19 protein-coding genes are annotated in these 25,273 nt (G+C 66.0%); 13 read left to right on the top strand and 6 right to left on the bottom strand.

Annotated features, from left to right (window positions below; genetic code table 11):
* The first annotated feature begins 77 nt into the window (after positions 1-77).
* The 8 genes from IPJ87_15380 (at position 78) to IPJ87_15345 (ending at position 8,518) form a co-directional block, all read left to right on the top strand.
* On the top strand, positions 78-2,747 hold the full coding sequence (locus IPJ87_15380) for a hypothetical protein (GenBank protein ID MBK7943232.1): 2,670 nt from the start codon (positions 78-80) through the stop codon (positions 2,745-2,747).
* A 35-nt stretch (positions 2,748-2,782) separates the two neighbouring features.
* Positions 2,783-4,291 carry a HAMP domain-containing histidine kinase gene (locus IPJ87_15375; GenBank protein ID MBK7943231.1) on the top strand — a complete coding sequence of 503 codons (1,509 nt, stop codon included), beginning with the start codon at positions 2,783-2,785 and terminating at the stop codon, positions 4,289-4,291.
* Positions 4,292-4,364: 73 nt separating this feature from the next.
* Positions 4,365-4,739 (top strand): four helix bundle protein, encoded by a 375-nt coding sequence (locus IPJ87_15370; GenBank protein ID MBK7943230.1) that lies wholly within the window; start codon positions 4,365-4,367, stop codon positions 4,737-4,739.
* Positions 4,740-4,761: 22 nt separating this feature from the next.
* On the top strand, positions 4,762-5,880 hold the full coding sequence (gene hemW, locus IPJ87_15365) for a radical SAM family heme chaperone HemW (GenBank protein ID MBK7943229.1): 1,119 nt from the start codon (positions 4,762-4,764) through the stop codon (positions 5,878-5,880).
* Positions 5,877-6,641, top strand: a complete 765-nt coding sequence (locus IPJ87_15360; protein MBK7943228.1) for a cyclase family protein — start codon at positions 5,877-5,879, stop codon at positions 6,639-6,641. The genes hemW and IPJ87_15360 overlap by 4 nt, the downstream gene beginning before the upstream one ends.
* Positions 6,638-6,985: an MmcQ/YjbR family DNA-binding protein gene (locus IPJ87_15355; GenBank protein MBK7943227.1), complete on the top strand. Its 348-nt coding sequence runs from the start codon at positions 6,638-6,640 to the stop codon at positions 6,983-6,985. The genes IPJ87_15360 and IPJ87_15355 overlap by 4 nt, the downstream gene beginning before the upstream one ends.
* A 33-nt stretch (positions 6,986-7,018) precedes the next feature.
* Positions 7,019-7,597 carry a DUF502 domain-containing protein gene (locus tag IPJ87_15350; GenBank protein MBK7943226.1) on the top strand — a complete coding sequence of 193 codons (579 nt, stop codon included), beginning with the start codon at positions 7,019-7,021 and terminating at the stop codon, positions 7,595-7,597.
* Positions 7,598-7,603: 6 nt separating this feature from the next.
* Positions 7,604-8,518: a DMT family transporter gene (locus IPJ87_15345; GenBank protein MBK7943225.1), complete on the top strand. Its 915-nt coding sequence runs from the start codon at positions 7,604-7,606 to the stop codon at positions 8,516-8,518.
* Between the two features lie 89 nt (positions 8,519-8,607).
* Here the strand turns inward: IPJ87_15345 and IPJ87_15340 are convergent, their stop codons facing one another.
* The 3 genes from IPJ87_15340 to IPJ87_15330 all read right to left on the bottom strand — a co-directional run bounded on the left by IPJ87_15340 (position 8,608) and on the right by IPJ87_15330 (position 12,545).
* A complete protein-coding gene (locus tag IPJ87_15340) occupies positions 8,608-9,984 on the bottom strand; it encodes a hypothetical protein (protein ID MBK7943224.1) in 1,377 nt (458 codons plus the stop codon).
* Between the two features lie 2 nt (positions 9,985-9,986).
* Entirely contained in the window at positions 9,987-10,583 is a 597-nt protein-coding gene (locus IPJ87_15335; GenBank protein ID MBK7943223.1) for a redoxin domain-containing protein, read from the bottom strand.
* A 180-nt stretch (positions 10,584-10,763) separates the two neighbouring features.
* Positions 10,764-12,545 carry a T9SS type A sorting domain-containing protein gene (locus IPJ87_15330; GenBank protein ID MBK7943222.1) on the bottom strand — a complete coding sequence of 594 codons (1,782 nt, stop codon included), beginning with the start codon at positions 12,543-12,545 and terminating at the stop codon, positions 10,764-10,766.
* Between the two features lie 118 nt (positions 12,546-12,663).
* On the opposite strand from IPJ87_15330, the gene IPJ87_15325 reads away from it, so the two are divergent.
* From IPJ87_15325 to IPJ87_15305, 5 genes are all read left to right on the top strand, one after another.
* Positions 12,664-13,275, top strand: coding sequence for a DUF4230 domain-containing protein (locus tag IPJ87_15325; GenBank protein ID MBK7943221.1), 612 nt, complete (start codon positions 12,664-12,666; stop codon positions 13,273-13,275).
* A 99-nt stretch (positions 13,276-13,374) separates the two neighbouring features.
* Positions 13,375-15,321, top strand: a complete 1,947-nt coding sequence (gene ispG, locus IPJ87_15320; protein ID MBK7943220.1) for a (E)-4-hydroxy-3-methylbut-2-enyl-diphosphate synthase — start codon at positions 13,375-13,377, stop codon at positions 15,319-15,321.
* A 33-nt stretch (positions 15,322-15,354) separates the two neighbouring features.
* Entirely contained in the window at positions 15,355-15,975 is a 621-nt protein-coding gene (locus tag IPJ87_15315) for a chromophore lyase CpcT/CpeT (protein ID MBK7943219.1), read from the top strand.
* Entirely contained in the window at positions 15,972-17,534 is a 1,563-nt protein-coding gene (locus IPJ87_15310) for a hypothetical protein (protein MBK7943218.1), read from the top strand. The genes IPJ87_15315 and IPJ87_15310 overlap by 4 nt, the downstream gene beginning before the upstream one ends.
* Positions 17,535-17,644: 110 nt before the next feature.
* Positions 17,645-20,242 (top strand): T9SS type A sorting domain-containing protein, encoded by a 2,598-nt coding sequence (locus IPJ87_15305; protein MBK7943217.1) that lies wholly within the window; start codon positions 17,645-17,647, stop codon positions 20,240-20,242.
* Positions 20,243-20,348: 106 nt separating this feature from the next.
* On the opposite strand, the gene IPJ87_15300 is transcribed toward IPJ87_15305, so the two are convergent.
* Genes IPJ87_15300 through IPJ87_15290 form a run of 3 tightly spaced genes read right to left on the bottom strand, consistent with a single transcriptional unit; the run spans position 20,349 to position 25,273 of the window.
* A complete protein-coding gene (locus IPJ87_15300; GenBank protein ID MBK7943216.1) occupies positions 20,349-21,380 on the bottom strand; it encodes a PorP/SprF family type IX secretion system membrane protein in 1,032 nt (343 codons plus the stop codon).
* Positions 21,377-24,844, bottom strand: coding sequence for a gliding motility-associated C-terminal domain-containing protein (locus IPJ87_15295; protein ID MBK7943215.1), 3,468 nt, complete (start codon positions 24,842-24,844; stop codon positions 21,377-21,379). Before IPJ87_15295 ends, IPJ87_15300 begins: the two co-directional genes overlap by 4 nt.
* A 3-nt stretch (positions 24,845-24,847) precedes the next feature.
* Positions 24,848-25,273 (bottom strand): hypothetical protein, encoded by a 426-nt coding sequence (locus tag IPJ87_15290; GenBank protein ID MBK7943214.1) that lies wholly within the window; start codon positions 25,271-25,273, stop codon positions 24,848-24,850.

The raw sequence follows: 25,273 nt of genomic DNA, 5'->3' as shown, positions 1-25,273 counted from the left end.
CGCGAAGGTAACCCCACCGCCCGGCACAGACCAGCGGCTCCCCTGGCACGTTATTCGGTGGTAACACGCGCCTGTGGATGAGCCGCCCCCGCGGCGTGTCGGCCGGCGCACCACCCCCCGGACCTTTGTTGAAGGTGCTCTCCCGCTTCATCCGCCACGCCCTCCTGGTGGGCTGCGCGCTGCTGGTCCTCTTCGTCGGGGCCCTGGCGGTGGTGGCCACCCTGTACGAGGACGAGGTGAAGGCCCGCCTGCTGGGCCTGCTCAACGCGCAGCTCGCCACCCCGGTGCAGGTGGAGCACATCGACCTCACCCTGCTGCGCCGCTTCCCCAAGGCCAGCCTGCACCTGCACGGTGTGTTCGTGCGCGAGGTGCGCGCGGACAGCGCCGCGCCCGACAGCCTGCTCTACGCGGAAGACCTCTTCCTGGACTTCAACCTCTCGGAGCTGCTCACCGGCACCTACGGCATCCGCCGCATCCACGGCGAGGGGGTGCGCGCCTTCATCGCCCACGATGCCCAGGGCCGGCCCAACTACCGCATCTGGCGCAGCGACAGCACGTCCACCGATAAGCTGCCGCTGCAGAAGCTCACCCTGGACGACCTGTGGGTGCGCTACCGCCACGGCGGCAGCGCCACGGAGGTCATCGGCGCCAGCGACCGCATCGCCCTGCGCGGCACCCTGGGCGACGGGCCCAACACCCTGCGCACCGAGGGCCATGTGCACCTGATCGACTGGCACCAGGGCGCGGCCCGCATCCTGGCCGACCGCCAGGCCGAGGTGCTGCTCACCATGACCTTCGGCGACGCCGACGGCGCTTTCCGCATCACCAACGGCGAGGTGAACAGCGGGGGCGTGCGCCTCACCAGCACCCTGGCCGTGGTGCCCGAGGCCGACGGCCTCTTCCTGGACCTGCGCGCCGCAGGCGACCAGTGCGACCTGGAGCGATTGCTGGCCCTGCTGCCACCGGAGATCACCCGCCCCCTGCGCCCTTACGGCCTACAGGGTGAGGCCGATGTGGTGGCCCGCTACGCCGGCACCATCGGTGGGCCCGCGCCCCCTGCCCTGGCCGTGCAGCTCGCCGTGCGCGACGGCCGGTTCCGCGAGCAGGCCAGCGGCACCACCTTCGACCAGGTGCACGGCTGGGCCGACCTGGCCCTCACCGGCGACGGCACCCTGGCCGAACTGAAGGTGCGTGAGCTGCGCGCCCGCTCCACCGGAGGCTCGGTCACCGGCCATCTGCACCTGCGCGGCGGCGGCAAGGCCTATGTGGACGCCGGGCTGAAGGCTGACCTGGACCTGGGCGAGCTGTTGCGCTTCGTGCGGCTGGACAGCCTGCAGGACGCCGAGGGACGCCTGCGCGCCGACCTCACCGCCCGCGGTCCGCTGTCCCGGCTCGCTGGGCTGAAGTCGCGCGACCTGGGCGCCCTCACCATCGGTGGCACAGCCAGCCTGCACGGCGCCTCGATCGGGCTGCGCGGCGTGGGCCTCGCCATCACCGCCGTGGATGCCGACCTGGCCCTGCACGGGCCCGACGCCCGCGTGCAGCGCCTGACCGCCACCGTCCAGGGCGACCGTCTCGACCTCAGCGGCACATTGCATGGCCTGGTGCCCTACCTGCTGCTGGACGGCCAGCGATTGGCCATCACCGCCACGGGCTCGGCCGCCCGCATCGACCTGGCCCGCTGGATCACCGGCGGCGGCGGCGGGCCCGCCCACCTGGCCCTGCCCGCGGCCCTCGCCCTGGACCTCGACGTGCGCGTGGACGAGCTGGTCTACGACGCCTTCACCGCCACCGGCATCACCGGCCGCGTGGTGCTGGCGGACCGCGTGCTGCGCGCCGAGCCCGTGCGCTTCACCACCGCCGGCGGCACCGTTGGTGGGTCCATCGCACTGGACGGACGCGCCGTGGCGGCCTACCCGCTGGCCGTACGCGCCTCGCTCAACGGCATCGACGTGCACCGCCTCTTCGCCGAGTTCAAGGACTTCGGCCAGGACTTCATCGGCCAACGCCACCTGCAGGGCACCTGCCGCGCCGAAGTGCGCTTCGACGCCCCCCTGCGGCCCGACCTGCACTTCGACCTGGACCGCCTCACCTGCACGGCGGACGTGGTGGTGGAGCAGGGCGTGCTGAAGGGACATGCCCCGCTGATGGAGGTGGCCACCTATGTGAAACAGAACAAGCTGGCCGGCCTGATGCTGGACGCCGACCAGCTGGCGCGGCGCCTGGCCGAAGTGCGCTTCGCCCGCCTGGAGAACCGCATCGAGATCCGCGACCGCCAGGTGCGCATCCCCCTCATGGAGGTGAAGAGCAGCGCGCTGGACATCGAGCTCAGCGGCGTGCACGGCTTCGACGACCGCATCGACCACCGCCTCAACTTCCGCCTGGGCGACCTGGTGCGCGGGGCGCCCCCGCAGGACGAGTTCGGTCCCGTGGTGGACGACGGCACCGGTCCGCGGCTCTTCCTGCGTATGCAGGGCCTGGCGAGCGACCCCTCCTTCAGTACCGACCCCGAGATGGCCGCCGCCCGGCGCGGCCGCCAGTGGCAGCAGGAGAAGCAGGAGCTGAAGGCCCTGTTCCGCAAGGACCTCGAAGCCCGCGACGAACGCACCGCCACGGCCGGCACCGTGCACTTCCAGGTGGAGCACCCGGACGATGCCGACACCCCGGAGAAGGCCCCCGAACCCCGCCCCGAACGGCGCGGGCACCAGGACGATCCGCCCCCCGTGGTGATCGAGGTGGAGCCCTGAGCCGCGCCGAAGCCCCATCTTCACGGACCGATCCCGTGGACCTCTACTCCCGCAAACAGCGCTGGAAGCTGGTGCTGGCCCTGGCCGCCCTGCTCATCGTCATCGCCTCGTTGTGGTACAGCAACCGCATCGTGGACAAGGTGCGTGAAGAGGAGCGCAAGAAGGTGGAGCTCTGGGCCGAGGCCGTGCAGAACCGGGCCCGCCTGGTGAACCTCACCGACCGCCTCTTCGCCCGCCTGCGCGAGGAGGAGCGCAAGAAGGTGGAGCTCTGGGCCGAGGCCATGCTGCGCCTGGTGGGCACCGCCGAGCCCGGCGACCTCTCCTTCTTCCTGAAGGTGGTGAGCGACAACACCACCGTGCCCGTGGTGATCACCGACGCCCGGGGCGAGGTGAAGTTCCACCGCAACCTGGACAGCGTGGTGACCGCCGACCCCGACCGCCTGCGCCAGGCCGTGGCGGACATGGCCGCCCGCCGCAAACCCGTGGAGATCGCCGTCTACGGCACCCAGAAGCAATACCTCCACTACCAGGACAGCCGCCTGCTGCGCGAGCTGGAGGAGGTGATGGACGGCATCATCCGATCGTTCATCAGCGAAACGGTGATGAACACCGCCGCCGTGCCCGTGATCCTCACCGATAGCACCGGCGGCCGCGTGGTGGAGAGCGGCAACGTGGACAGCCTGGTGCTGCGCGACCCCGCTCTGCTGGCCACCAAGCTCGGCGAGATGGCCGCACGCAACCGCCCCCTGGAGGTCACCCTCGCGGGCCAGGGCCGCCACTACATCTACTTCGAGGAATCGCTTGTGATCACCCAGCTGCGCTACTTCCCCTACGTGCAGCTGGTCATCATCGGCCTCTTCCTGCTGGTGAGCTACGCCCTCTTCAGCATCTTCCGCAACGCCGAGCAGAACCAGGTGTGGGTGGGCATGGCCAAGGAGACCGCCCACCAGCTGGGCACCCCGCTCAGCTCCTTGATGGCGTGGATGGAGCTGCTCAAGAGCCGCAACGTGGACCCCACGGCGCTTGTCGAGATGCGCAAGGACGTGGACCGGCTGGAGGTGATCACCGAGCGCTTCAGCAAGATCGGCAGCGCGCCGGAGCTGACGCCCGAGAAGCTCTACCACACCCTGCGTGCCACAGTGCTCTACCTGCGCCCGCGCCTGCCCAGCAAGGCCCGCATCGAGGTGCTGTCCCCGCCCGACCCCGAGCTGCTGGTGCCCCTCAACCGTCCGCTCTTCAGCTGGGTGATCGAGAACCTCATCCGCAACGCCATCGATGCGATGGAAGGCGAAGGCAGCATCACGCTCGCCATCGAGCGCGAGGACGATGTGGTGCACGTGGATGTCACCGACACCGGCAAGGGCATCCCCGCCGCGCAGCACCGCACCGTGTTCCAGCCCGGCTTCACCACCAAGAAACGCGGCTGGGGCCTGGGGCTCTCGCTCAGCAAGCGCATCATCGAACAGTACCACGGCGGCCGGATCGTCGTCAAGCGCAGCGCCCCGGGGAAGGGGACGACCTTCAGGATCTCGCTGAACGCGTGATCAGGAGCGGGGGCAGGAGCAGGAGACCCGCTCCACGGATCCATCGCCATAGCTTTCGTCAACACGAACGACGATGGGCGGTTTCAAGGAAATGTCCGTGTACAAGAGAGCCTTTGAAATGGCTCGCATGGTGTTCGTGCTCAGCAAGCGCTTTCCCAGCGAAGAGAAGTTCTCACTCACGGACCAAGTGCGTCGTTCATCACGTTCGGTGTCCACACAGTATGCGGAAGGCTATCGCAAGAAGCGTTACCCCACGCACTTCGTGTCCAAAATGACCGATGCGGACGGTGAGAACGCGGAAACACAGGTCTGGCTAGATCATGCGGTCGCCTGCGGATATGTCACCGAACGCGACATCGCCCCCATCGTGCAGGTGTCCGAGGAGGTGGGACGCATGCTCGGGGACATGATCGAGAACCCGGAGAAATATATTGGCAAGCGACCCTGAAGGCTCCGGCCCCTGCCCTCACATGCCCGGCCTCTACTTCCACATCCCTTTCTGCCGGAAAGCGTGCACGTACTGCGACTTCCACTTCAGCACCTCGGCACGCGGCCGCGAGGCGGTGCTCGATGCCATGGAGAAGGAGCTCATCCAGCGGGCACGCGAGATCGGCGACGCCCCGGTGGACACCGTGTACTTCGGCGGCGGCACGCCCAGCCTTCTGGAGCCCACGCGCATCGCCTCGTTCCTACAGCTGGCCCGCGACCTGCTGCGCGTGCGGAACGATGCGGAGATCACCCTGGAGGCCAATCCGGACGACGTCACCGCCGAACGGCTGGCGCAGTGGAAGGCGATGGGCATCACGCGCCTGAGCCTGGGCACCCAGAGCTTCCGTGCGGACCGCCTGGCGTGGATGGGCCGCGCGCACACCGCCGAACAGGCCCGGCAAAGCATCGCGCTGATCGCCAACGCCCGCTTCTCGTCATGGACCATCGACCTCATCTACGGCCTGCCCGGCATGGACCTGGTCGAATGGGACGAGCAGCTCACCATCGCGCTGGACCACGGCATGCCGCACCTCAGCGCCTACGCCCTCACGGTGGAGCCGCGCACCGCGCTGGCCCATCAGGTGAAGCACGGCACGGTGGTGCCGGGGGACGATGAGGCCGTGTCCGCGCAGTTCGACCACCTGATGGCGCGCATGAAGGCCGCCGGGCTGGTGCACTACGAGATCAGCAACTTCGGCCTTCCGGGCCACTTCAGCCGGCACAACAGCAGCTATTGGGAGGGCGTACCCTACCTGGGCATCGGCCCCTCCGCGCACAGCTTCACCGGTGCCACGCGCCGCTGGAACGTGGCCCACAACGCGCGCTACGCCGCCGCGGTCGAAAAAGGCGGGCCGTTCAGCGAAACGGAAACGCTCTCCCCGGTGCAGCGCACCAACGAGCTGCTCCTCACCGGGCTCCGCACCCACCGCGGCGTGCAGCTCGATGCGCTGCCGGTGGACATCCGCCTCCGGAATGAGCAACGGATCGTGCACTACGTGGCGCAGGGCCTCGCGCAACTGGAAGGCGGGCGGTTAGTTTTGACCGAACGCGGAAGGCACTTCGCGGACCGCATCGCGATGGAGCTCTTCGCCGAGGCATGATCGCCGACATCGAACACCACGGACGACGCTTCCGCGTGGACCTGGGTCGGCCCATCGACCTGAGCCTGCCCCTGCACGCCGGTGAAGGCCGCCTGCGCGCCTGGTACGTGGACCCCGTCCGCATGGAGCCCGTGGTGATGGGCGACCGCACCTTCGCGGTGAGCGCCGGCGCCCCGGTGAACTTCCGGAACGTGTTCGTCAATCCGCACGGCCATGGCACGCACACGGAGAGCGTGGGCCACCTGGACGCCGGCATCACCCCCGTAGGCGGCCTGCTGGACCGCTTCTTCTTCACCGCCGAAGTGGTGAGCCTGCGCCCAGAGCAGCGCCGTGCCCCCGATGGCCGCACCGACCAGGTGATCACCCTGGAGCAGCTGCGCAACGCGTTGGACGAGCGACCGCGCGAGGCCTTGGTGCTGCGTACGCTGCCCAACACGGCCGGCAAGGACACGCGCGACTGGTGCGGCAGCAACCCCGCCTACCTGCAGAGCACCGCCACCGCCTGGCTGCGCAGCATCGGGGTGAAACACCTGCTGGTGGACCTGCCCAGCGTGGACCGCGAGGAGGACGGCGGCGTGCTGGCCGCGCACCACGCCTTCTGGGACTTCCCCGCCACGGTGGACACCACGCGCACCATCACCGAACTGCTGCGCGTGCCCGATGCCGTGCCCGACGGTCGTTATGTGCTGGAGCTACAGCTGGCACACTGGATGAACGACGCCGCCCCCAGCCGGCCCGTCCTCTATGCACTGCTTCCATGACGCTGGAGGAGTTCCGCGCGCATTGCGCCAAGTTCCCAGGCTTCAGCGAGGACCTGCCCTTCGGGCCGGAGGTGCTGGCCTTCCGCGTGGGCGGGCGCATCTTCGCGCTGATGGACGTGGACGCCTTCGAGAGCGTGAACCTCAAGTGCGACCCCGAGCGCGCCGTGGACCTGCGCGAGCAGCACCCCGGCATCACCCCGGGCTACCACATGAACAAGCGCCACTGGAACACGGTGCTCACCGATGGGAGCGTGCCGTATCGGGTGCTGCTTGAACTGGCCCGCCACAGCTACGACCTGGTGCGGGCATCGCTGCCGAAGAAGCTGCGCGACGGTCTCGGCTGACCCGTTCCGCCCCCGGTTACCTTTGCCGCCATCATGAGCTCCCGCCGCATCGGCCGCATCCTGCTGAGTTATTTCCTGCGTGGCCTGCTGCTCGTGGTCCCTGTCACCGTGCTCCTCTGGGGCTTGTGGAAGGCCCTGGCCTTCCTGGACGGCATCATCCCCATCGACATTCCGGGCCTGGGCTTGCTCACGCTGCTGGTGGGCCTCACCCTCTTCGGCTGGCTGGGCAGCACCATTCTGTATCAACCGGTGGCCGAGTTCGGCGAGGAGGTGCTCAAGCGCATCCCCTTCCTGAAGACCTTCTATGGCGCCATCAAGGACCTGGTGGAGGCCGTGGTGGGCAACAAGAAGCGCTTCGACCGTCCCGTGCTGGTGCGCCTTGTGTCGGGCAGCGACCTGGAGAAGCTCGGCTTCATCACCGAGGACGACCTGGCGCACCTGGGCATCACGGGCGGCAAGGTGGCCGTCTATCTGCCCCACAGCTTCGCGTGGAGCGGCAACCTGTACATCGTGCCGGCACAGAACGTGACGCCGATCGATGCGCGCGCCGCGGACGTGATGAAGTTCGTGGTGAGCGGCGGCGTGGCCAAGGTGGACGACGACGCGCACTGAGCCGCCATGCCCACCGCCCACCGCAACGCGCTCGTGCTGCTGCACGTCACCGTGTTCGTGTGGGGCTTCACCGGCATCCTGGGCAAGCTCATCCAGCAGCCCACCCTGCACTTGGTGTACACGCGCACGGTGATCGGCGTGCTCGGCCTGGCCGCCGTGGCCCTGGTCACCCGCCGCAGCCTGTCGCCCCGCACCCCGGGCCTGGTCAACTACCTGCTGGTGGGGCTCATCATCCTGGGGCACTGGATCACCTTCTACGGCGCCATCAAGCTCAGCACCGCCAGCATCGCCGCGGCATGCCTCAGCACCAGCACGGTGTTCACCGCCCTCATGGAGCCATTCTGGTTCAAGCGCCGCATCCGCGTGAGCGAAGTGGTGCTCGGCATCATCGTCGTGGCCGCCCTGCTGCTCATCTTCGGACTGGAGGTGCGGCATCGCCTCGGCATCGCGGTGGCTACCGTGAGTGCACTGCTCAGCGCCTGGTTCAACGTGGTGAACGGCGTGCTCATCAAGCGCGACAACGCGCTGCGCATCGGCTTCTACGAGATGGTGAGCGTGGTGGTGGCCCTCGCCCTGTACGGCCTCGTCACCGGTGATCTGGCGCCCCCGCTGTGGCACCTGCCCGCCAGCGACATCGTGTACCAGCTTCTGCTCGGCCTGGTGTGCACCACCTTCGCCTTCGTGGCCGGCATCGCCGTCATGCGCCAGCTCAGCCCCTTCACCGTGATGCTCACCGTGAACCTCGAGCCGGTGTACACCATCCTCTTCGCCCTTCTCATCTGGGGCGAGGAGGAGAGGCTCACCATCGGTTCGTACCTGGGCATCGCCCTTATCCTGGGCTGCCTCTTCGTCAACGGCTGGCTGCAGCGCGGCAAGCGCGCGAGCGAGGTCACCGAACCGGATCCGCTGTCGCAGGTGTGAGGGGGGAGTGGCGAGTGGCGAGCAGCGAGTGGAACACCATGCGGGTGTTCACTCGCCGCTCGCTGCGTCGGGTCGTGCGTGGGCACTCGCTACTCGCCACTCCTCGCCAGCTCCACGTGCTCATCCCCCTCCTTGCGATCGACGTAGGTGAGGAAGAACTGGAACATCTCGTCGGTGGTGCGCATGAAGCGGCTGTCGCTGCCCCGCACCTCCCGTGGCGGATCGAACGGCTGGTGCGGGTTCTCCGCGCGGTTGTCGAAGCTGCCCTCGGCCACGATGACATCGCCCGGTAGCAGCACCACGGGCCGTCGGAAGGTGTAGGCGTACTGCCAGCGGAAGTCCCAGTCGCGGATGCGCACCAGCGGGATGGTGTCGGTGCCGCGCAACGCGTAGGCCGTGAACCGCGTGCCCAGCAGGTGCATGTGCGGGTTCACGGACAGCACGCTGATCGCCTTCGGCACCATGAGCCGCGTGCTGAAGGTGCGTACCTCGCCGGGCGCCATATGCAGCGGAGGTACCACCGGCGTGTGCGTGCTGCCCAGGGCCAGCTCCTGCAGCGGGCGCTCCGGGGCGCGCGGCGCGAACCAGAGGTGGAAGGCACTGCGGTCCACGGCCTCGCGGTCGCCGGGGCCGTAGTGCACCGTGTTGAGCAGGAAGGCTCTCTTGCGCGCCAGGTACAGGCCGCCGAAGCCGTCGGGCAGCACCAGCGGCGCCAGCCCGGGCAGATAGTTCACCGCGCTGGGCACCAACGGCGGCCAGCTGCCATCGTCGTTGGCCAGCCCGAGCCGCGCGAAGGCCGCCGGCCCACCCTGCTGCTCGGCGTCGAGGTACGCGCTGCCGGCGAACACATCGGCCTTGGCCCCTTCCGGATAATTGATGAGCGCACCGTTCATGTGGTGCACCGCCCGGCGATCGCCGGGCACGAAGGCCACCGCCCGCAGGAAGGTGTCGCGCGGCAGCTCGAACGGCGCCTTGGCGATGATGAAGCGGTCGCGCCCATCGCCCGGTACGGTGTAGGCTCCAGGCACCGGCACCACCAGGTCCGGCGGCCCCAGGGCCGCGGCCTCCGACACGAGACCCATCCGGGGCAGCGAGGCGGTATCGCCCGGCAGCATGCCCTGCTCCACCCACCGACCGATCAAGGCGATCTGGCGCGCCGTCAGCACCCGCTCACCGATGAAGCGGCTGTAGGCCGTATCGGCCGGCCAGGGCGGCATATAGCGCTCCCGCGTGACGTGGCGCACAGTGCGCGCCTTGCGCCGCACCTCGTCGTAGGTGGTGAGCGCGAAGGGCCCCGCATGCCCCGGGCTGTGGCACGGCATACAGTGCGTGCGCACCAGCGGGGCGATGTGCGCGGCGAAGGTCACCGTGTCCGGCAGATCCTTCACGGCATCCACGGGATCGGACGGCGCACAGCCCGGCGCCGCGGCCAGCAGCACCCCCCCCACCCAGATCGCCAACCGCATCCTCATGGGGTCCGCACTTCGTTGCACTCGAGGAAACAGCCGACGGCGCGCACGCTCGGTTCGGCCGGAGGGTGCCCACGCTCCACTGCCGCCAACGCATCGCGCAGGTGATGGCGCGTGGCCTTGGGCTTCTTGCGCCCCGCGCGTGTGGCGCGATCGTCGATGGCGCCGCGGTACAGCACCGTTCCGTCCACCGCCAGCACGAAGGCCTCCGGAGTAACGACGGCGTCGAGCGCTTGCGCGATGCGGCAATCCGGGTCCATCACCTGCGGAAAGCGGAATCCGTTCCGCTCGGCGAACGCCTGCGCGCTGTCCGGAACGATGTAAGGCGAGGCATAGAGCCCCACGATGCTCAGCCCTGTGCCGCTGGTCAGCTGCGCCAGCTCAGGTGCATGCATCAGGCAGAGCGGGCATTCCGGATCCAGTGTCAGCACCAAGGTGTGGCCCGCGCCGAAAAGCGATCGACCCGCAACGACCGCGCCATCCGCCAGCTGATGCTCCATGGTCCGCAGCGTGTCCAGGTCCACGCGGGACGTTGGTCCGCATCCGTCCAACAGGAGACCCACGACGCACGTGGTGAACAGCCGTCCGTGGCGCATCGGCCAAAGGTATCGGCGCCGCCGCGCCACCTTTGTCAGCGCACCATGAAACGCGCCACCGGTCTCCTGCTCCTGCTGGGCATCGACCTGCTGGTGTTCTTCATCACCCGTGAGGTGTATCGGCCCGCGCCACCGGAAGAGGAGGGGTGAACCGGATCCTCGGCTGCATGATGATCTTCCCTATCTGGTCGTGACTTTCACGAACGGAACGACATGGCTCACCTCGCCTTGAGCAACATGGAACAGGTACAAGCCTTGATCAAGCTCCGAAAGGTCGATCTCGACCAGATCCCTGGTATCGCGCCCTCTCAAGAACTCCACGCCGAGCATATCGTACACGACAAATTCCACTGGACCAGGGACCTCAAGCCTCAAGGTCAGACGATCTTCGGCCGGCACGGGAAATAGGACAGGCCCACGGTCGGTGCGTTCCTCCATGCCCACCTGAGATCCCGCCCCGTTGCACGCCTCCGGCAGATCACTGTAAATGGCCTGTACCGAATCCACCCTTTCCTGTAACCGCAGAACGCTGCTCATCAGCCCATTGGATCCAGGGCGGGCGAACACGAGCGCGTAGACAAGTTCGATCTCTTCTCCGGCATCCAGATCCAAGGGTCCGACCGACATGACCATCCGCCTATCCCATGGTTGATTGCCTGATGAATGCTCCGCCCATGGGCCCATCACCTGGCCACCTGTTCCCGCTCCAAGTGGGTCTTCAAACCCTGGAAACGCAAAGCGCGCCTGAACGTTCGTGGCCTCGGGATCGGAGTAATGCCCAGTGCCTCCATGGAAGAGCGGTGTTCCGTCGCGCCAGTACCCGCTCAGATATCCGAAGAACTGTTCGGCCGTATTCGGATTGCCTCGGGCGGTGGCGTCATTGCTGAAGTAGGTCATGTACGAGACACCATGACGTTCATTGTCGACCACCAGGTCACCAAAGCCAGAGCCGTTGAAAGCGGGTATCCCGGGTCCTTCGGGATCATCAAACCCATCAGGCTCCAGGTACGGGCCTTTGAGTTGCGTCGTCCCAAAAGCGGGTGGCATCGAACCATACCCGGTGTAGGATGATGTCGTTTCATCCAGCGTATCTGCGTTATACACGTAGCCGAGATTCCTTTCGGGATCAGAACCCACGTAGTCATCACGACCATATCCAAGGTCATAGTCGGTGAATAGACCGATCCGGACCATTTCATAGGGGTCATCGCTTCGATTGATGAGCCGGTACTTGATGAAGAGGGTGTGCGCGAGCGCCTCGTCTTGGGAATAGAATGCGAAGGGCATGGCATGAACCTCGATACCGAGGGGAGCACCGCCCGTGCCATGCGGGTTCAGCACATCATTGAACATGAAATAGAGCGCTTCATCACCGTGGATGCATGGTGCATCACCGGTGGTCGGCTCATACAGCCCGTCACCATCAAGATCGATGAATGGCGCCAACCGGGCGGCCTGACCAGCCAAGGTGTCACCGTTCCCTGGCCAGTCAAAAAAACTCTGGGGGATCACATACCCGGGGAACTGAACATTGACATCGCATCCTGGCGTGTTCAAACAATCGTAGTAGGCCTGGTGCAGGGCTACATCCACGGCCTTGATCTTGAACACATGATCATATTGGGCTGCCACGGCGGGAGTGATCGATGCGCTGCCGTCCGTTGTGAGCGGTCCTGGGGCATAGTCGGGCAGCCCGATCTGGTCGAACAGCAGGCCAGCAAGATGCAAGCCGCCAAGTGTATCATACCCACCCACCCACAATGAGGCTGCGAACAATGCATGGGCCCCGCTTCCAATGGGCACCTCAAAATCCGGCTCGCCAACGCTCCGATCAAGTCCGATCATGCCATGGGCCGTGAATCGGGCCCGGACCATGTTCGCATCCAAGTGATCGAAGCTCTGTGCCATGCATGATAGAGAGCCCAGGGCCATTGATACAGCCAAAGCCTGCGTTGTCTTCATGGGATCAGGAGCTTACCATGATAAACCTACCCAGTATGATCCACGACCAACCGGTCAGAACAGGCAACGGCAGCTCAGAGGCGACTTACGGCGCCGCCGCGCCACCTTTGTGGTCACCATGAAACGCGCCACCGGTCTCCTGCTCCTGCCGGGCGTCGCCCTGCTGGTGTTCTTCATCACCCGCGAGCTGTACCGGCCCGCGCCACCGGGCGAGGAGGTGTCGAGCACCGTCCTGCTGGAGCGCATCCGCCCGGTGCTGAAGCTGGTGACGGTGGAAGGCGACCTCAGCGAGGTGTTCACGTACAGCGACAACAGCGCCGCCTGGTTCGACTGGACCAGGGACCTGGGCTGGAACCGCAAGCAGGCCATCCTGCTGGTGAAGGCCCGCGCCTCGGTGGGCTACGACCTGGAGGGCCTGGGGCTCACCTTCGATGAGGCCACGCGCACCGTTCGCCTCACCGACCTGGGCACACCGAAGCTGCTGTCCCTGGAGCACGATGTGAAGTACTTCGACCTCGAAGAGGGCGCCTTCGCCGAGTTCAGCGCGGCGGATCACACGCGCATGCAGGCGCAGGCCAAGGCCCGCATCGAGCAACGCCTGCCGCAGAGCGGTCTGTTCGAGGCCGCCGCCGGACAGAAGAACGAGTTCCTCGAGGTCCTGCGCGCCGTAGTGGAGAACGGGGGATGGACCTTCGTGGAGGGGTATGGCGCCAGGCCCCTGAGCAAGTGACGAGGGTTCACCCACCACGGTCCTTGTGACTTGATCCTTGGCACTTGTGACTTGCCACTTGAACACTCCGCCTCACCCGCCGTTCCTACCTTCGTTCGCATGAGCACGGCCACCCTTTCCGCGCGGCACTACTGCCCCTCGCTCACCCGCTACGAACGCTGGCGGACACGGGCGGTGCGCATCGGTGACATCGGCATCGGCGGCGACCATCCCATCCGGGTGCAGAGCATGACCACCACGGACACGATGGACACGGCGGCCACCGTAGCGCAGAGCATCCGCATGATCGAGGCCGGCTGCGAACTGGTGCGCATCACCGCGCCCTCGAAGAAGGAGGCCGAGAACCTCGCCGAGATCCGCAGGCAGCTGCGCGCCGCCGGCTTCAACACCCCGCTGGTGGCCGACATCCACTTCACGCCCAACGCGGCCGAGATCGCCGCCCGCATCGTGGAGAAGGTGCGCGTGAACCCCGGCAACTACGCCGACAAGAAGCGGTTCGATGTGCGCGAGTACACCGATGCGGAGTATCAGGAGGAGCTCGACCGCATCCGCGAGCGCTTCACCCCGCTGGTGCGCATCTGCAAGGAACACGGCACGGCCATGCGCATCGGCACCAACCACGGCAGCCTCAGCGACCGCATCCTCAACCGCTACGGCGACACGCCGCTCGGCATGGTGGAGAGCGCCATGGAGTTCCTGCGCATCTGCCGCGACGAGGACTACCACGAGATCGTGCTGAGCATGAAGGCGAGCAACCCGCAGGTGATGGTGCAGGCCTATCGGCTGCTGGTGAACCACATGCTGCGCGAGGGCATGAACTACCCGCTGCACCTGGGCGTCACCGAGGCCGGCGACGGCGAGGACGGCCGCGTGAAGAGCGCCGTGGGCATCGGTGCGCTGCTGGAGGACGGGCTGGGCGACACCATCCGCGTGAGCCTCACCGAGGAGCCCGAGGCGGAGATCCCCGTGGCCAAGGCCCTGGCCGACCGCTACGGCGCGCGCCGCGGGCACGACCCGATCCCCGAGGTGCACCATGTGCCCATCGACCCCTTCAGCCACGCCCGCCGGCATACCCGCGAGGTGCTCAACATCGGTGCGCGGCACGTGCCCGTGGTCATCGCCGACCTCAGCACGAAGAAGAAGATCAGCCCCGCCGCGCTCTTCCCCTGGGGCTACCACTACAGCGTGCCGCTGGACAAGTGGAACCTCACCGACCAGGCCTGCGACTTCCTCTTCCTCGGCGACCACCACCTCGACTTCGAGATCCCCGGCACGCTGGGCGTGGTGCAGGAGCACGCCACCTGGCTGAAGGACCGCCACAAGCCGCGCCACTACCCGCTGGTGACCGCCGCCGACCTGCTGGCCAACGTGCCCGTGCACCACGACCTCAACTTCGTGTACGCCACGCTGAAGGACCTGACGCCCGAGCTCATTGAAGCGCTGGACGAGGATGAAAGCTGTGTGCTGCTGCTCGACACGCTGAACGAGCATGGCTACGCCGAACAGCGTGCCGCCTTCTTCCGCTTGATGGAGGCCCAGTGCGAGGTGCCCGTGATCATCGGACGCGACTACGTGAACCTCGACCCCGAACACCTGATGCTGCATGCCAGCACGGACATGGGCGCACTCTTGCTCGATGGCCTGGGCGACGGGGTGATGATCTGCCCGGAGAACAGCGGCGGCGACGAGCTGGTGGACCGCACCGCCTTCGGCATCCTGCAGGCCACGCGCACCCGCATCAGCAAGACCGAGTACATCAGCTGTCCCAGCTGCGGGCGCACCCTCTTCGACCTGCAGGAGACCACGGCCAAGATCCGGGCCCGGACCAGCCACCTCAAGGGTGTCAAGATCGGCATCATGGGCTGCATCGTGAACGGCCCGGGCGAGATGGCCGATGCCGACTTCGGCTACGTGGGCACCGGCCCCGGCGTGATCACCCTGTACCGCGAGAAGGAGGTGGTGAAGCGCAACGTGCCCAGCGAAAAGGCCGTGGACGAGCTGATCGGCCTGATCAAGGAGCATGGGATGTGGGTGGAGCCCGCCTGAACCAACCGGCGCCGTAGCTTTCGGCAACACACCATGCGCCTTCTTCCATTCTCCATCGCCTTGGTCGCCGCCCTGGCACAGCTGTCCGCGAGCGCCCAACGCACCCGCGCCCTGGAACAACTGGCCATGACCATGGCTGGTTCCTACACCAGCGCCGCACAGGCGCAGGCCGACACCAGCTACTTCGAGATCGAACTGGAGATGGTGCGCATCTGGCCCAAGCGCAGGGACGGCGCATGGTTCTACGTGGAGCAGGCCACGGCCAGCAGCAAGGGCAAGCCCTATCGCCAGCGGATCTACCGGTTGAGCGAGGTGAACGACAGCACATTCACCAGCGAGATCTTCAGCATCCGCGGTGGTGAGCGCCACTTCGGTGCCTATGCCGACGCGGCCAGGCTCGCCCTCCTCTCCCCGGACTCCCTGAGCCTGCTGGAGGGCTGCGCCATCACCCTGCATCGCCGGGGCGGCACCTACATCGGCAGCACCCACGAGCGCGACTGCCCCAACCAGCGCAGCGGTGCCGCCTACGCCACCAGCGAGGTCACCCTGCTGCCCGACCGCATGATCAGCTGGGACCGGGGCTACAACGCCGCTGGTGCGCAGGTGTGGGGCGCGGAGAAGGGCGGCTACGTCTTCATCAAACTGAAACCATGAGCCGTTTCCTCACGAGCGTCTCCACTGGGCTGTTGGTGATCTGTACCTACGGGCAGGTGCTCGACCCCATGTTCGGAAACGCCGGTCAAGTACTGCTGAACACGCCGAACGAAAATGACCTGGCTGACGATGTGGCTTTGATGCCCGACGGCCGTTTCGTCATTGCTGGGATCAACGGGCCATTCGGCGATAGCCACACAATGGCCGCGCGCTTTCTCAGCGACGGCCAGCCTGACCCGAGCTTTGGTGTGAACGGTATCGCGACCACCTTGGTGGCACTGGATGATATGCCGCGATCCGTTGCCCTGCGCAGCGATGGCCGCGTGCTGGTAGCGGGCCGAACCAACCCAACGAACGGCACAAACTTCGGGTATGTGGTGCAGTTCACCGCCGACGGTTCGCTCGACACCACTTTCGGCGATAGTGGCAAGGTGGTCCTGGACCAGTTCGGGGGCAACAGCGAGGTTTCGGATGTTCTGGTGGATGCGCAAGACCGCGCGCTGGTCTGCGGAAGAACGAAACTCTCGGGTCTCCCATACAACTTCGGTCTGGTCGTTCGACTAGAGCCCGATGGAACCTTCGACCAACAATTCTTCGGCGGCGGTGTTGGCCTGGCCTCACCACTGGGAGGGCCCGCTTATTTCCTTCAGTTGACCCTGGATGTCCAACAACGCATTCTCGTTGTTGGAGGGGCTGCCGACCAGAACCCGAACTACAACGGGCAGTTCGCCATGATGCGCTTGTTGGACGACGGCACGATCGACACGTCGTTCGCCTCGAACGGTTTCATGACCTTGGACCTTACCTCGAACGAGGAGAGCGCGCAGTCCGTTCGGGCCATGTTGGATGGCCGCATCCTTGTCGGCGGCGCGGCCGGAGTGCCTTCCTTCGGATCCACCAGTGTGATCATCATGCGTTTTCTGGACAACGGCGCATTGGACCCGTCATGGGGGAGCGGGGGCGTCATGACCCAATACACCGGTGATGCATCGGTTGCTGCCCATGCACTTTGCGAAACGGCAGATGGTTCGGTGGTGGCCGTTGGCTTTGTGCGCCCTTTCTGGAACCAGTTCGCTGGCTATATATCGAAAAGCACACCTGACGGAACGCTCGACCCCACCTTCGGCACGGGAGGCATACTGCTCGTGGCGGATAGCAGCACATACACCATGTTCAATGGGGGCGTACTGCAACCGGATGGTAAACTTCTCGTGGCCGGCTTCTTTGACGGAAGCGCATACTCCGATGTGCTGATCCAACGCTACGACCTGGACCTTACCACTGGCATAGCAGGGTCCGCTGCGGAGCAGGCAACTCCGCGCATCGCGGTGATCAATGGCAACTCCTTGGCCGTTTGGAACGGTCCGGAGGCGGGAAGTACGTGGTCCATCATGGACATGCGAGGCCGCTGCTTGGCACAGGGTCGACTTTCACGTCCCGAGGGTCCCATCCAGTTGAACAGCACACTTCCTCCCGGGGTATACGTGATGCGGCTGGACGGCGCCGATCGATGCATTTCGACACCTTTCGTGATGGCTTCGGACCCGGCAGTGGAATAGGTCCTTCGCCTCCAGAACGAGGTTATCCGTTCGGCGGCCAGCCCGCATCCTCACTTCTGACCATCCGCACGAAGTTCCTCTCCTCGACCTTTGCGCCACATCCTGCTGCCATGAACCACTTCTGTCCCGCATCCGCCCTGACGATCGCCTTCTGCTTTGTTTCCACCTTCACCCATGGCCAATGGATGAGCGGCGTGGACCCCGACTTCGGCAACGGCGGCCTGCACACCTGGGACCATGGCGGCAACACTAGCTCGCATGCCATGAAGGTGTTCCGGCGAAGCGATGGCAAAACCGTGGTGGCCGGGATCAACATCGATGCTTTCAATCAGATCACAGGGCCGTTCACCACCCTGCTCGATCCCGATGGGCAGCTCGCGGCGGACTACGGTCGCCACGGCACCTGCGACTACAAGGACTTCTTGTACTACGGCTATTGGTACCGGAACTTCTTCGGGGCTGCCATGCAAAGCGACGGCAAGGTGTTGATGCTGCTCTACGACCAGAATTCGGGGTCCGAGCAACTCGTGCGGGTGCAGGCCGATGGCAGCCCCGATCTTTCCTTCGGCCCGTACGGCGCCCAAGCCATTACGGGCGGGAATTTTTCCATCCTGGCCGTGCAGCCCGATGATGGCATCCTGCTCGTAGGCTCGGACGGCAACGGCGATCCTTGTGTTCGTCGCCTTCTGCCTTCCGGTGCAGTGGACACTTCTTTCGGTACCGGCGGTGCGTTCGTGACCTCGGCCCCCGTCAGCTTTCGGGAAGTAGAGCCGCTCGCCAATGGCCAGATCCTTGTCGGGGGCACAGGCCTGGGCCGCTTGAACGCCGACGGAACGCTCGATACCTCCTTCGGCACCAATGGCTGGTCCACGCTGCCGTTCCTCAACAACGCACCGTACATGAACGATCTGGCGGTGCAGCCCAACGGCATGCTCCTGGTGTGTAACGACAACACGATCGAACGCGTGCTGGCCGACGGGACCGCCCTGGACCCCAACTTCAACTACAACTTCTCCTTGGGGGCCTTCCGGCTCGAAGCGGCATCCGATGGCTCATGGTACTCCTACTACACCGCCATACGGCGCTATGATGCGAACGATCAGTTCGACACCTCCTTCGGCCCGTTCGGGGAACTCTTCCTGGATCCCGGCACGACCACGGACTTTGCGTACTACGATGGTTCCGGGATCGATGTGGTCGGCCATATCGATCGCGCCGCCCCCAACCACGATGATGTGGTGGTGATGCGTTGCGATCCCTTCGGCGATCCGATGAACAATTGGGGCCAGGATGGCCGCATGGAATTCAATGGGAATGGAGGGGGTGAGAACGTGAGCAGCATGGCCGTGTCCAACGATGGGCACATCTGGACGGTCGGCCCGGGGTACCAAGCACCGCCCATGATGGCGCGTTTCCTGCCGGATGGTTCGACGGATACCGGCTTCGGATACAACGGCGCGGCTTATCCGCCCGTAACCCTGTCCTGTTGCATCGGTGCGCGCAGCGATGGCCGAGCGGTGGTCGGTGGGTCCGCCCTCGCCGGGTTGAGCGCCGTTGCCGTTGCAACGCTGGTGGAGAGCGACGGTTCATACAGCCCTTCATGGGGCGGTGGGATCTCGGTGACCGGGACCGTCAATAGCGATCAGCGCTGTGCGGACCTTCTGGCCTTGCCCGATGATCGCACGGCCATGCTGATCAACATGAGCTACATCAACGATCCCAACGGATGGAACAGCGCCGTGGTGATGCTGGACGCCAACGGCGAGTTGGACCCCGCCTTCGGCAATGGTGGGCAAGTGATCACGGGCATTGGCGGACCGACGTACATGAGCGGAATGGCGCGTTTGCCGGGCGGTGGGTTCCTCTGCACAGGAACGCATTGGAACAATGGCGTCAGTGAATTGTTCGCGTATGCCTTGGACATCACGGGCCAACCGCTGAGCGGGTTCGGAACGAACGGTGTATCTACCATAGCTGTGCAGCCGGGCATCGCGTGGAGCACATCCGGAAGGCCTATCGTGCGGCCCGATGGCAGCTTCTACGTGCTTTACTCCAACGGGGGGCTGAGTTGGATATCGCGAATGCTTGCCGATGGGACCCTGGACCTGTCGTTCGCGAACGGCTCATATGTGATCGATCCCAATTGGCTCGGCACCGGCATGGGTTGGCTGAGCACTGGCGATCTGCTCGTATCCGGCTTCACTTATGATGGACAATTGCCCATCCTTAAACTCGATCCGAGCGGTGCGCCAGTGACATCGTTCGGTTCGAACGGCGTATACACGATCGCCGATACCGCGAACGTTCACTTTGGCAATTCCCTTGTTACCGTCTTGCCAGGTGACTCTGTGCTGATAGCCGGTGACCTTCGGAACATGACCTACTGGGATTCGCTGGGTATTGATGCGTTCCTCTTCCGTTTCGACCCGGACTTCAACGTTGTGCAGCCCGATGTTACCGTGGGTGAGCGTGTGCGGTGCGTGCCGAACCCGAGCAACGGGCGGTTCGTCATGCTTGTCAGCGGTGCGTTCGGGCCAACGGCGATCACCGTGCGCGACTTGTCCGGGCGGGAGGTGCCGGTGCAGGTCGAATGGCTCGGCGACCAATTGGGCGTTGAGCTTCCGGCAACCGCTTCGAACGGCCTGTACATGCTCACGGTGCGGATGCCCGATCGTGTCGTCACGGAAAAGGTGCTGCTGGAACGCTGATCCGGATCGATACGCTCGCCCCTCGGCAATTTGGTTCGCGTATCGTGCAAACACTCGCGCGGGTGTGGGGCGCGGAGAAGGGCGGCTACGTCTTCATCAAGCGGCGCTAGTTCGCCCTCCCCTTGGGCAGCACCCGCCGCTGGTCGCTGAACGCACCCACCCACTGCAGGCTGATCTCCATGCCCCCGCGCAGGTGCGTGCTGCTGCGCAACCGGCTCACGTTGATGTCGTAGCTGAGCCCGATGGCCAGCTTGCGGCGATGCTCGAAGCGCAGCATCGGCACCACCGCGTCGTTCCAGCGGTAGAACAGCCCGAGGTGGAAGGCGCTGGATGTCTTGTCGGTGGTGTAGCGCGAGTCCTGACCGATGCGGCGGTGCATCAAGGTGCCGAAGATGACCTCGCGCGCAGCACCCTGTTGCGATACGTACACCTTGGGCATCCAGGTCCAGCGGTCACCGCTGATGCGGAGTTCCGCGTGCGCCGTGTAGCGCCGCAACAAGCGGTCCTCCGCCGAACCAAAGAGGGAGATGCCGGGCTGGTTGAGGTGCATCACCGCCAGACCCGAGCTCCACTGCAACCCGCCAACGGTCTCACCCCGGCAGAGCAGACCCGCCCCCAGGTCGATGAACGCGCTGGTGCTCGAGGCCGCCGTTTCGCCGCTGGGCAGCGAGGGGTCGTAGCCCGCCCCGTTGTACTGGCTGTCCCAGCGCATGCCGTTCAGCACGGCGCTCCGCTGTCCGTAGCCGCCCTGCAGCCCCAGCGCGATCAAGGTGCGCTCACCGCTGCGCAAGGCATAGGATACGCTGAGGTTGCCCTGCGTGTCGCCGAACCGGGTGCTGCCCGCGCGGTCGTTGAAGGCATGCACGCCCACACCCAGATAGCGGCCGCGCATGCGCCCACGGAACACAGGCAGATCATAGCTCAGCGCATGCGTGCGAAAGGGGCTGCCCACGCTCTGCCATTGGGTGCGGTGGAACAGCGCCACGCGTTGATCGCCCTCGATGTCGCCCGCCACGGCCGGGTTCAACACCAGGGGGGCATCGAAGAACTGACTGAAATGCACATCCTGCGCGCTCCCGCGTGCCCCGCAGAGCAAAAGGGTGCCAAGGCCCAGGGCGAGGTGCGTGGTGCGGCTCATCGGACCAGGGTGATGTTTCCGGTGCGCTCCTCCATCGCCCCATCGTCCAGTCGGGCGCGCAGCGTGTAGAGGTATACGCCGCTGGGACTGAGCGCTCCGTCGGCCGTGCCGTCCCAGCCGTGATCGGTGGTGGTACTGCGGAACACCTGTGCGCCCCAGCGGTCATACACGGCGAACTCCAGCTCCAGTGCGGCCGGAGCGCGGGCGAAGAGGATGTCGTTCAACCCATCGCCGTTCGGGCTGAACGCATCGGGTACGAAGACCGCCTCGCTATCGCGGATGCAGATGTCCATGCCGAGGCTGTCGGTGCAGCCGCCGTCGTTCCACACCACGAGCTGCACGTTGTAGGTTCCCGCCACACCGTGTTCGTACTGAGGATCGGTGCCCCACGCGTACGGCAGGGTATCACCAGCGATCACCCAATAGCCGCCCGTGGCGTTCAGACTGAGGTCGATGAAGGTCACCTCGCGCTGCTCCCATGGCACACAGGGTTCATCCGGATTCGGGCTGAACAGGGCGGTGACCGCGGGCCAGCTGGGGATCTGGATGAGCGTGTCATGCGCACACCCGGTCTGGTCGTTCGTCACCTCCACGTTCACCACCGTGCCGGCGGGCAGCGCGATGCTGTCACCTGTCTGCGGTGGAACGGTGGCCCAGGAGAAGGTGTAGGTGCCATCGCCGGACACGCTCCCAGCCACGTGGCCCGCCTCTCCGTAGCACTGCATCGCACTGAACGTGAAGGCCTCCTGGAACGGCGGATGCACCGTGATGGTGATGCTGTCCACCACGGGATCGCTGCAGCCATCGGTGGTGGCCACGATGTAGGTGGTGGTGGCAACAGGTTGCACGTTCTGCGTGGGCACCGGGAACAGGCCATCGCTCCATTGATGGGAGATGAAGCCGCCGGGCAGGCCGCCGCTGGTGTTCACCGTGATGCTGCTGCCCCCGTCCTCGCAGATCGTGCTGGTGCTCACGTCCACCTGGGTGGTGAGCGCAGGATGGTCGGTGAAGGTGAAGCTGGCGCTGCTCTGGCAGTTCCCGCTGCCCACTGTGTACACGATGGTGTAGGTGCCGTCCGCCAGCTGGGCGGGGTTGAAGAGCGTGTCCGTCAGGCCGGTGAGCACGCCACCGGGCGGCTCAAGAGCCACATCGACAAGCACATCGTTGGAACAGTAGGTGTCCTCCACCCCGCTGATGGACGCCTGCTGGAAGAGGAGCACCGTGACCGTCACGCTGTCCGCACATCCCGCCGGCGTGGTGAAGTGCACCACATGCGTACCCTCGCCGGCCGCGGCCGGGTCGAAGCTTCCGGAGGGGGATGTCGCCGTGCCCTGCCAGTCCGCCCCCGGCGGCACCGAGGCCAGCAGGAAGGGTGCGTCCGCACTGCATGCCGTGAACTGATCGGGCACCAGCTGCGCAGGGTGCACGATGGCCAGCATCGTGTCACCGCAGGTGTTGGCATCGTAGTGCAGCACATGCACGCCGATCCCCGCCGTGTTCGGATCGAAGACCGGATCGCCGTCCGCGTTGGTGCCGATGCCGGGTCCCGACCAGATGCCATCCCAGGGGGTGCGACCGGTGCTCTGTTCGTTCAGTACGAGCGCATCGTCGCCGGCACAGAAGAAGAGCGTGTCGTCGTTCAGTTCGGTCCAGCCCACCAGGATGCCGATGGTGTCCACGCACCCGTTCGGCGCCGCGTAGGTCAGCTCATCCCAACCCATGCCCGCCTGAACGGGATCATAGGTGCCCGCGACCGGGTCCACGATGCCGTCGCCGCTCCACAGGCCACCCGGCGGAACGGGGGCGGGGGAAAGCGTGAACAACCCCTGGGACGGGCATGCGCTGTGGCCACCTCCGATGTCCACCGGCTTCACGTGGATGGTGAACTGCACATCGCAGCCGTGGAGCACGTAGTCGATCACATGGTCGCCACCACCGGCCTCATCGGGATCGAAGACACCCTGGATGCTGTCCACGATGCCGGGGCCGCGCCAACGCCCGCCGAAGGGCTGCGCGGCGATCGCGAAGGGCCAGGTGCTCTGGCACACGGTGTCCAGTTGGGTTTGCGCCACGATGTCGCCCACGTTCACCGTCACCGTATCGCTGCACGCGCCGGCCGTGTAGGTGAGCAGGTAGGCGCCTGCGACGGCCGGATCGAAGAGGCCGTTCGGCTGTACGTACGGGCCGCTCCAGGTGCCGCCCATCGGCGTGGCCTCAGGCAGCTGGAACGGCGCGCTGCCCGGGCAGGCGGCGTGCGTGAAGCTGGCGTCCATGCTGTCCACCACCAGGGTGATGGCATCGGCGCAACCACCGGGAAGCGTGTAGGTGAGCACGTGGGTGCCGGGGCCGGCGGTGTCCGGTTCGAAGGTGCCCAGCAGGCTGTCCAGCACACCGGCTCCGCTCCACCATCCGCCAGGCGGCGTGGCCTGCAGGTCGAAGGGCGCGGCCGACTGGCACACGGTCGCCGGCAGCGCCGCGATCTGTGGATCGTCCACCAGCACCGTCACCGAGCCCGTCGCCGTCTGGCCGGTGCCATTTTCGGTGACCTGCACGGTATAGGTCGTGGTGCTGGTGGGGCAGATCGTGTGGGGCCCCGCACCCCCGGTGATCCCCTGATCCCAGCTGAACGTGTACGTGAGGCAGCCCTGCACATCGGCGAACAGGGTGGTGCAGGTGCCTGCGCACAGCGTGTCGTCCGCCACCTCCAGCAACACCCCGAGCGGACAGGTGGTGACCTGCGTGTTCGCGGTCAGGGTGAAGTACCAGAGCGAGTCGCAGCGGTCCTTCAATCCCAGCGTGAAGGCCACCGTGTACGGGCAGTTGCGGTCGAAGGGCGGATCGATGCCGAGCAGCACCGTGGAGGTCTCTCCTCCAGTGCAGGTGACCGGCATGGCCCCGGTGACCGCCGGATCTCCGGACCCGGTGACCACGAAGGCGCCCGGATCGATGGAGTCGCACGGGATCGGGTAGCTGAACTGCAGGGTGATGCCGGAGGCGGCACAGAGCGGCGCGACCGGCACGCTCATCACCGGCGGCACGGGTGGCTCGGCCACGCTGGTCCATTGCGCTTCGAACCCGCAGTACGCCACGTTCTCGTCGCTGACGAAGTGGATGGTGAGCTGGCCGCTGGTGGCGATGATCGGCGGCGGCGCAACGATGCCCGAATACGCCGGCCCGATCTGCGGGCTGGTGATCGAGGGACCGTCGTGGAAGGTGAGGAGGTCCAGCCCCTGTTCCAGGCAGAAGGTGGGCTCGAACACCAGGGTGATGGTGCTGCCCGCATCGATGGTGAAGACCAGATCCTCGTTGTTGCCGTAGATGTTGCCGCCCGGGCCCTCCTCACTGTCCAACAGGATGCCCTTGCACAGGGTCACCGTGGTGTCCGCCATGTTGAACTCCGGCAGCAGCTGCGCGTGGAGCGGCAACAGGCCCGGGACGGCGATCGCGGCGAGCAGGCGACGCATGGCTCACGGTGCGTGTGTGGTGTCCGCCACGATGGTGATGGCGGAGGTGCTGAGCTCGTTGCTGCGGTTGCCTGCACGGTCGGTGACGAAGAAGCTGTAGGTCATCACCTCCTGGCCGCTGTTGCCCAGCAGGAAGAGCGGGCTCAGCTCCACCTCCAGTTCTCCCTGGATCGCGACCTGCGCATCCGGGGGGGCCAGTGGAGGGATGTGGTAACCGTCAGCTGTCGCCAACCGGCTGTCCTTGACCCACAAGGTGTACGCATCCGGATCGTCGGTGCCCAGATCACCATCGCCGTCGGCGTAGGTGAAGCGCACCCGCACCGGCTCATCGAACGCCATGACCTGCTGCGGGCCGACACTCACCAGCTCGATCGCCGGCACCGGGTCCAGCGCGGCCTCCTTGCGGCAGGCTGCAAGGGTCAGGACCAT

This window comes from Flavobacteriales bacterium, from assembly GCA_016713875.1.
Taxonomy (GTDB): Bacteria; Bacteroidota; Bacteroidia; order Flavobacteriales_F; family PHOS-HE28; genus PHOS-HE28.
This window is presented reverse-complemented; position numbering and strand designations above follow the sequence as displayed.

What these genes read in the sequence shown, in the direction of transcription:
- IPJ87_15380 (MBK7943232.1), top strand. Translation starts at nt 78, where the DNA reads ATGAGCCGCCCCCGCGGCGTGTCGGCCGGCGCACCACCCCCCGGACCT.
- IPJ87_15370 (MBK7943230.1), top strand. Translation starts at nt 4,365, where the DNA reads ATGGGCGGTTTCAAGGAAATGTCCGTGTACAAGAGAGCCTTTGAAATG.
- hemW (MBK7943229.1), top strand. Translation starts at nt 4,762, where the DNA reads ATGCCCGGCCTCTACTTCCACATCCCTTTCTGCCGGAAAGCGTGCACG.
- IPJ87_15360 (MBK7943228.1), top strand. Translation starts at nt 5,877, where the DNA reads ATGATCGCCGACATCGAACACCACGGACGACGCTTCCGCGTGGACCTG.
- IPJ87_15355 (MBK7943227.1), top strand. Translation starts at nt 6,638, where the DNA reads ATGACGCTGGAGGAGTTCCGCGCGCATTGCGCCAAGTTCCCAGGCTTC.
- IPJ87_15350 (MBK7943226.1), top strand. Translation starts at nt 7,019, where the DNA reads ATGAGCTCCCGCCGCATCGGCCGCATCCTGCTGAGTTATTTCCTGCGT.
- IPJ87_15345 (MBK7943225.1), top strand. Translation starts at nt 7,604, where the DNA reads ATGCCCACCGCCCACCGCAACGCGCTCGTGCTGCTGCACGTCACCGTG.
- IPJ87_15340 (MBK7943224.1), bottom strand. Translation starts at nt 9,984, where the DNA reads ATGCGGTTGGCGATCTGGGTGGGGGGGGTGCTGCTGGCCGCGGCGCCG.
- IPJ87_15335 (MBK7943223.1), bottom strand. Translation starts at nt 10,583, where the DNA reads ATGCGCCACGGACGGCTGTTCACCACGTGCGTCGTGGGTCTCCTGTTG.
- IPJ87_15330 (MBK7943222.1), bottom strand. Translation starts at nt 12,545, where the DNA reads ATGAAGACAACGCAGGCTTTGGCTGTATCAATGGCCCTGGGCTCTCTA.
- IPJ87_15325 (MBK7943221.1), top strand. Translation starts at nt 12,664, where the DNA reads ATGAAACGCGCCACCGGTCTCCTGCTCCTGCCGGGCGTCGCCCTGCTG.
- ispG (MBK7943220.1), top strand. Translation starts at nt 13,375, where the DNA reads ATGAGCACGGCCACCCTTTCCGCGCGGCACTACTGCCCCTCGCTCACC.
- IPJ87_15315 (MBK7943219.1), top strand. Translation starts at nt 15,355, where the DNA reads ATGCGCCTTCTTCCATTCTCCATCGCCTTGGTCGCCGCCCTGGCACAG.
- IPJ87_15310 (MBK7943218.1), top strand. Translation starts at nt 15,972, where the DNA reads ATGAGCCGTTTCCTCACGAGCGTCTCCACTGGGCTGTTGGTGATCTGT.
- IPJ87_15305 (MBK7943217.1), top strand. Translation starts at nt 17,645, where the DNA reads ATGAACCACTTCTGTCCCGCATCCGCCCTGACGATCGCCTTCTGCTTT.
- IPJ87_15300 (MBK7943216.1), bottom strand. Translation starts at nt 21,380, where the DNA reads ATGAGCCGCACCACGCACCTCGCCCTGGGCCTTGGCACCCTTTTGCTC.
- IPJ87_15295 (MBK7943215.1), bottom strand. Translation starts at nt 24,844, where the DNA reads ATGCGTCGCCTGCTCGCCGCGATCGCCGTCCCGGGCCTGTTGCCGCTC.
- IPJ87_15290 (MBK7943214.1), bottom strand. Translation starts at nt 25,273, where the DNA reads ATGGTCCTGACCCTTGCAGCCTGCCGCAAGGAGGCCGCGCTGGACCCG.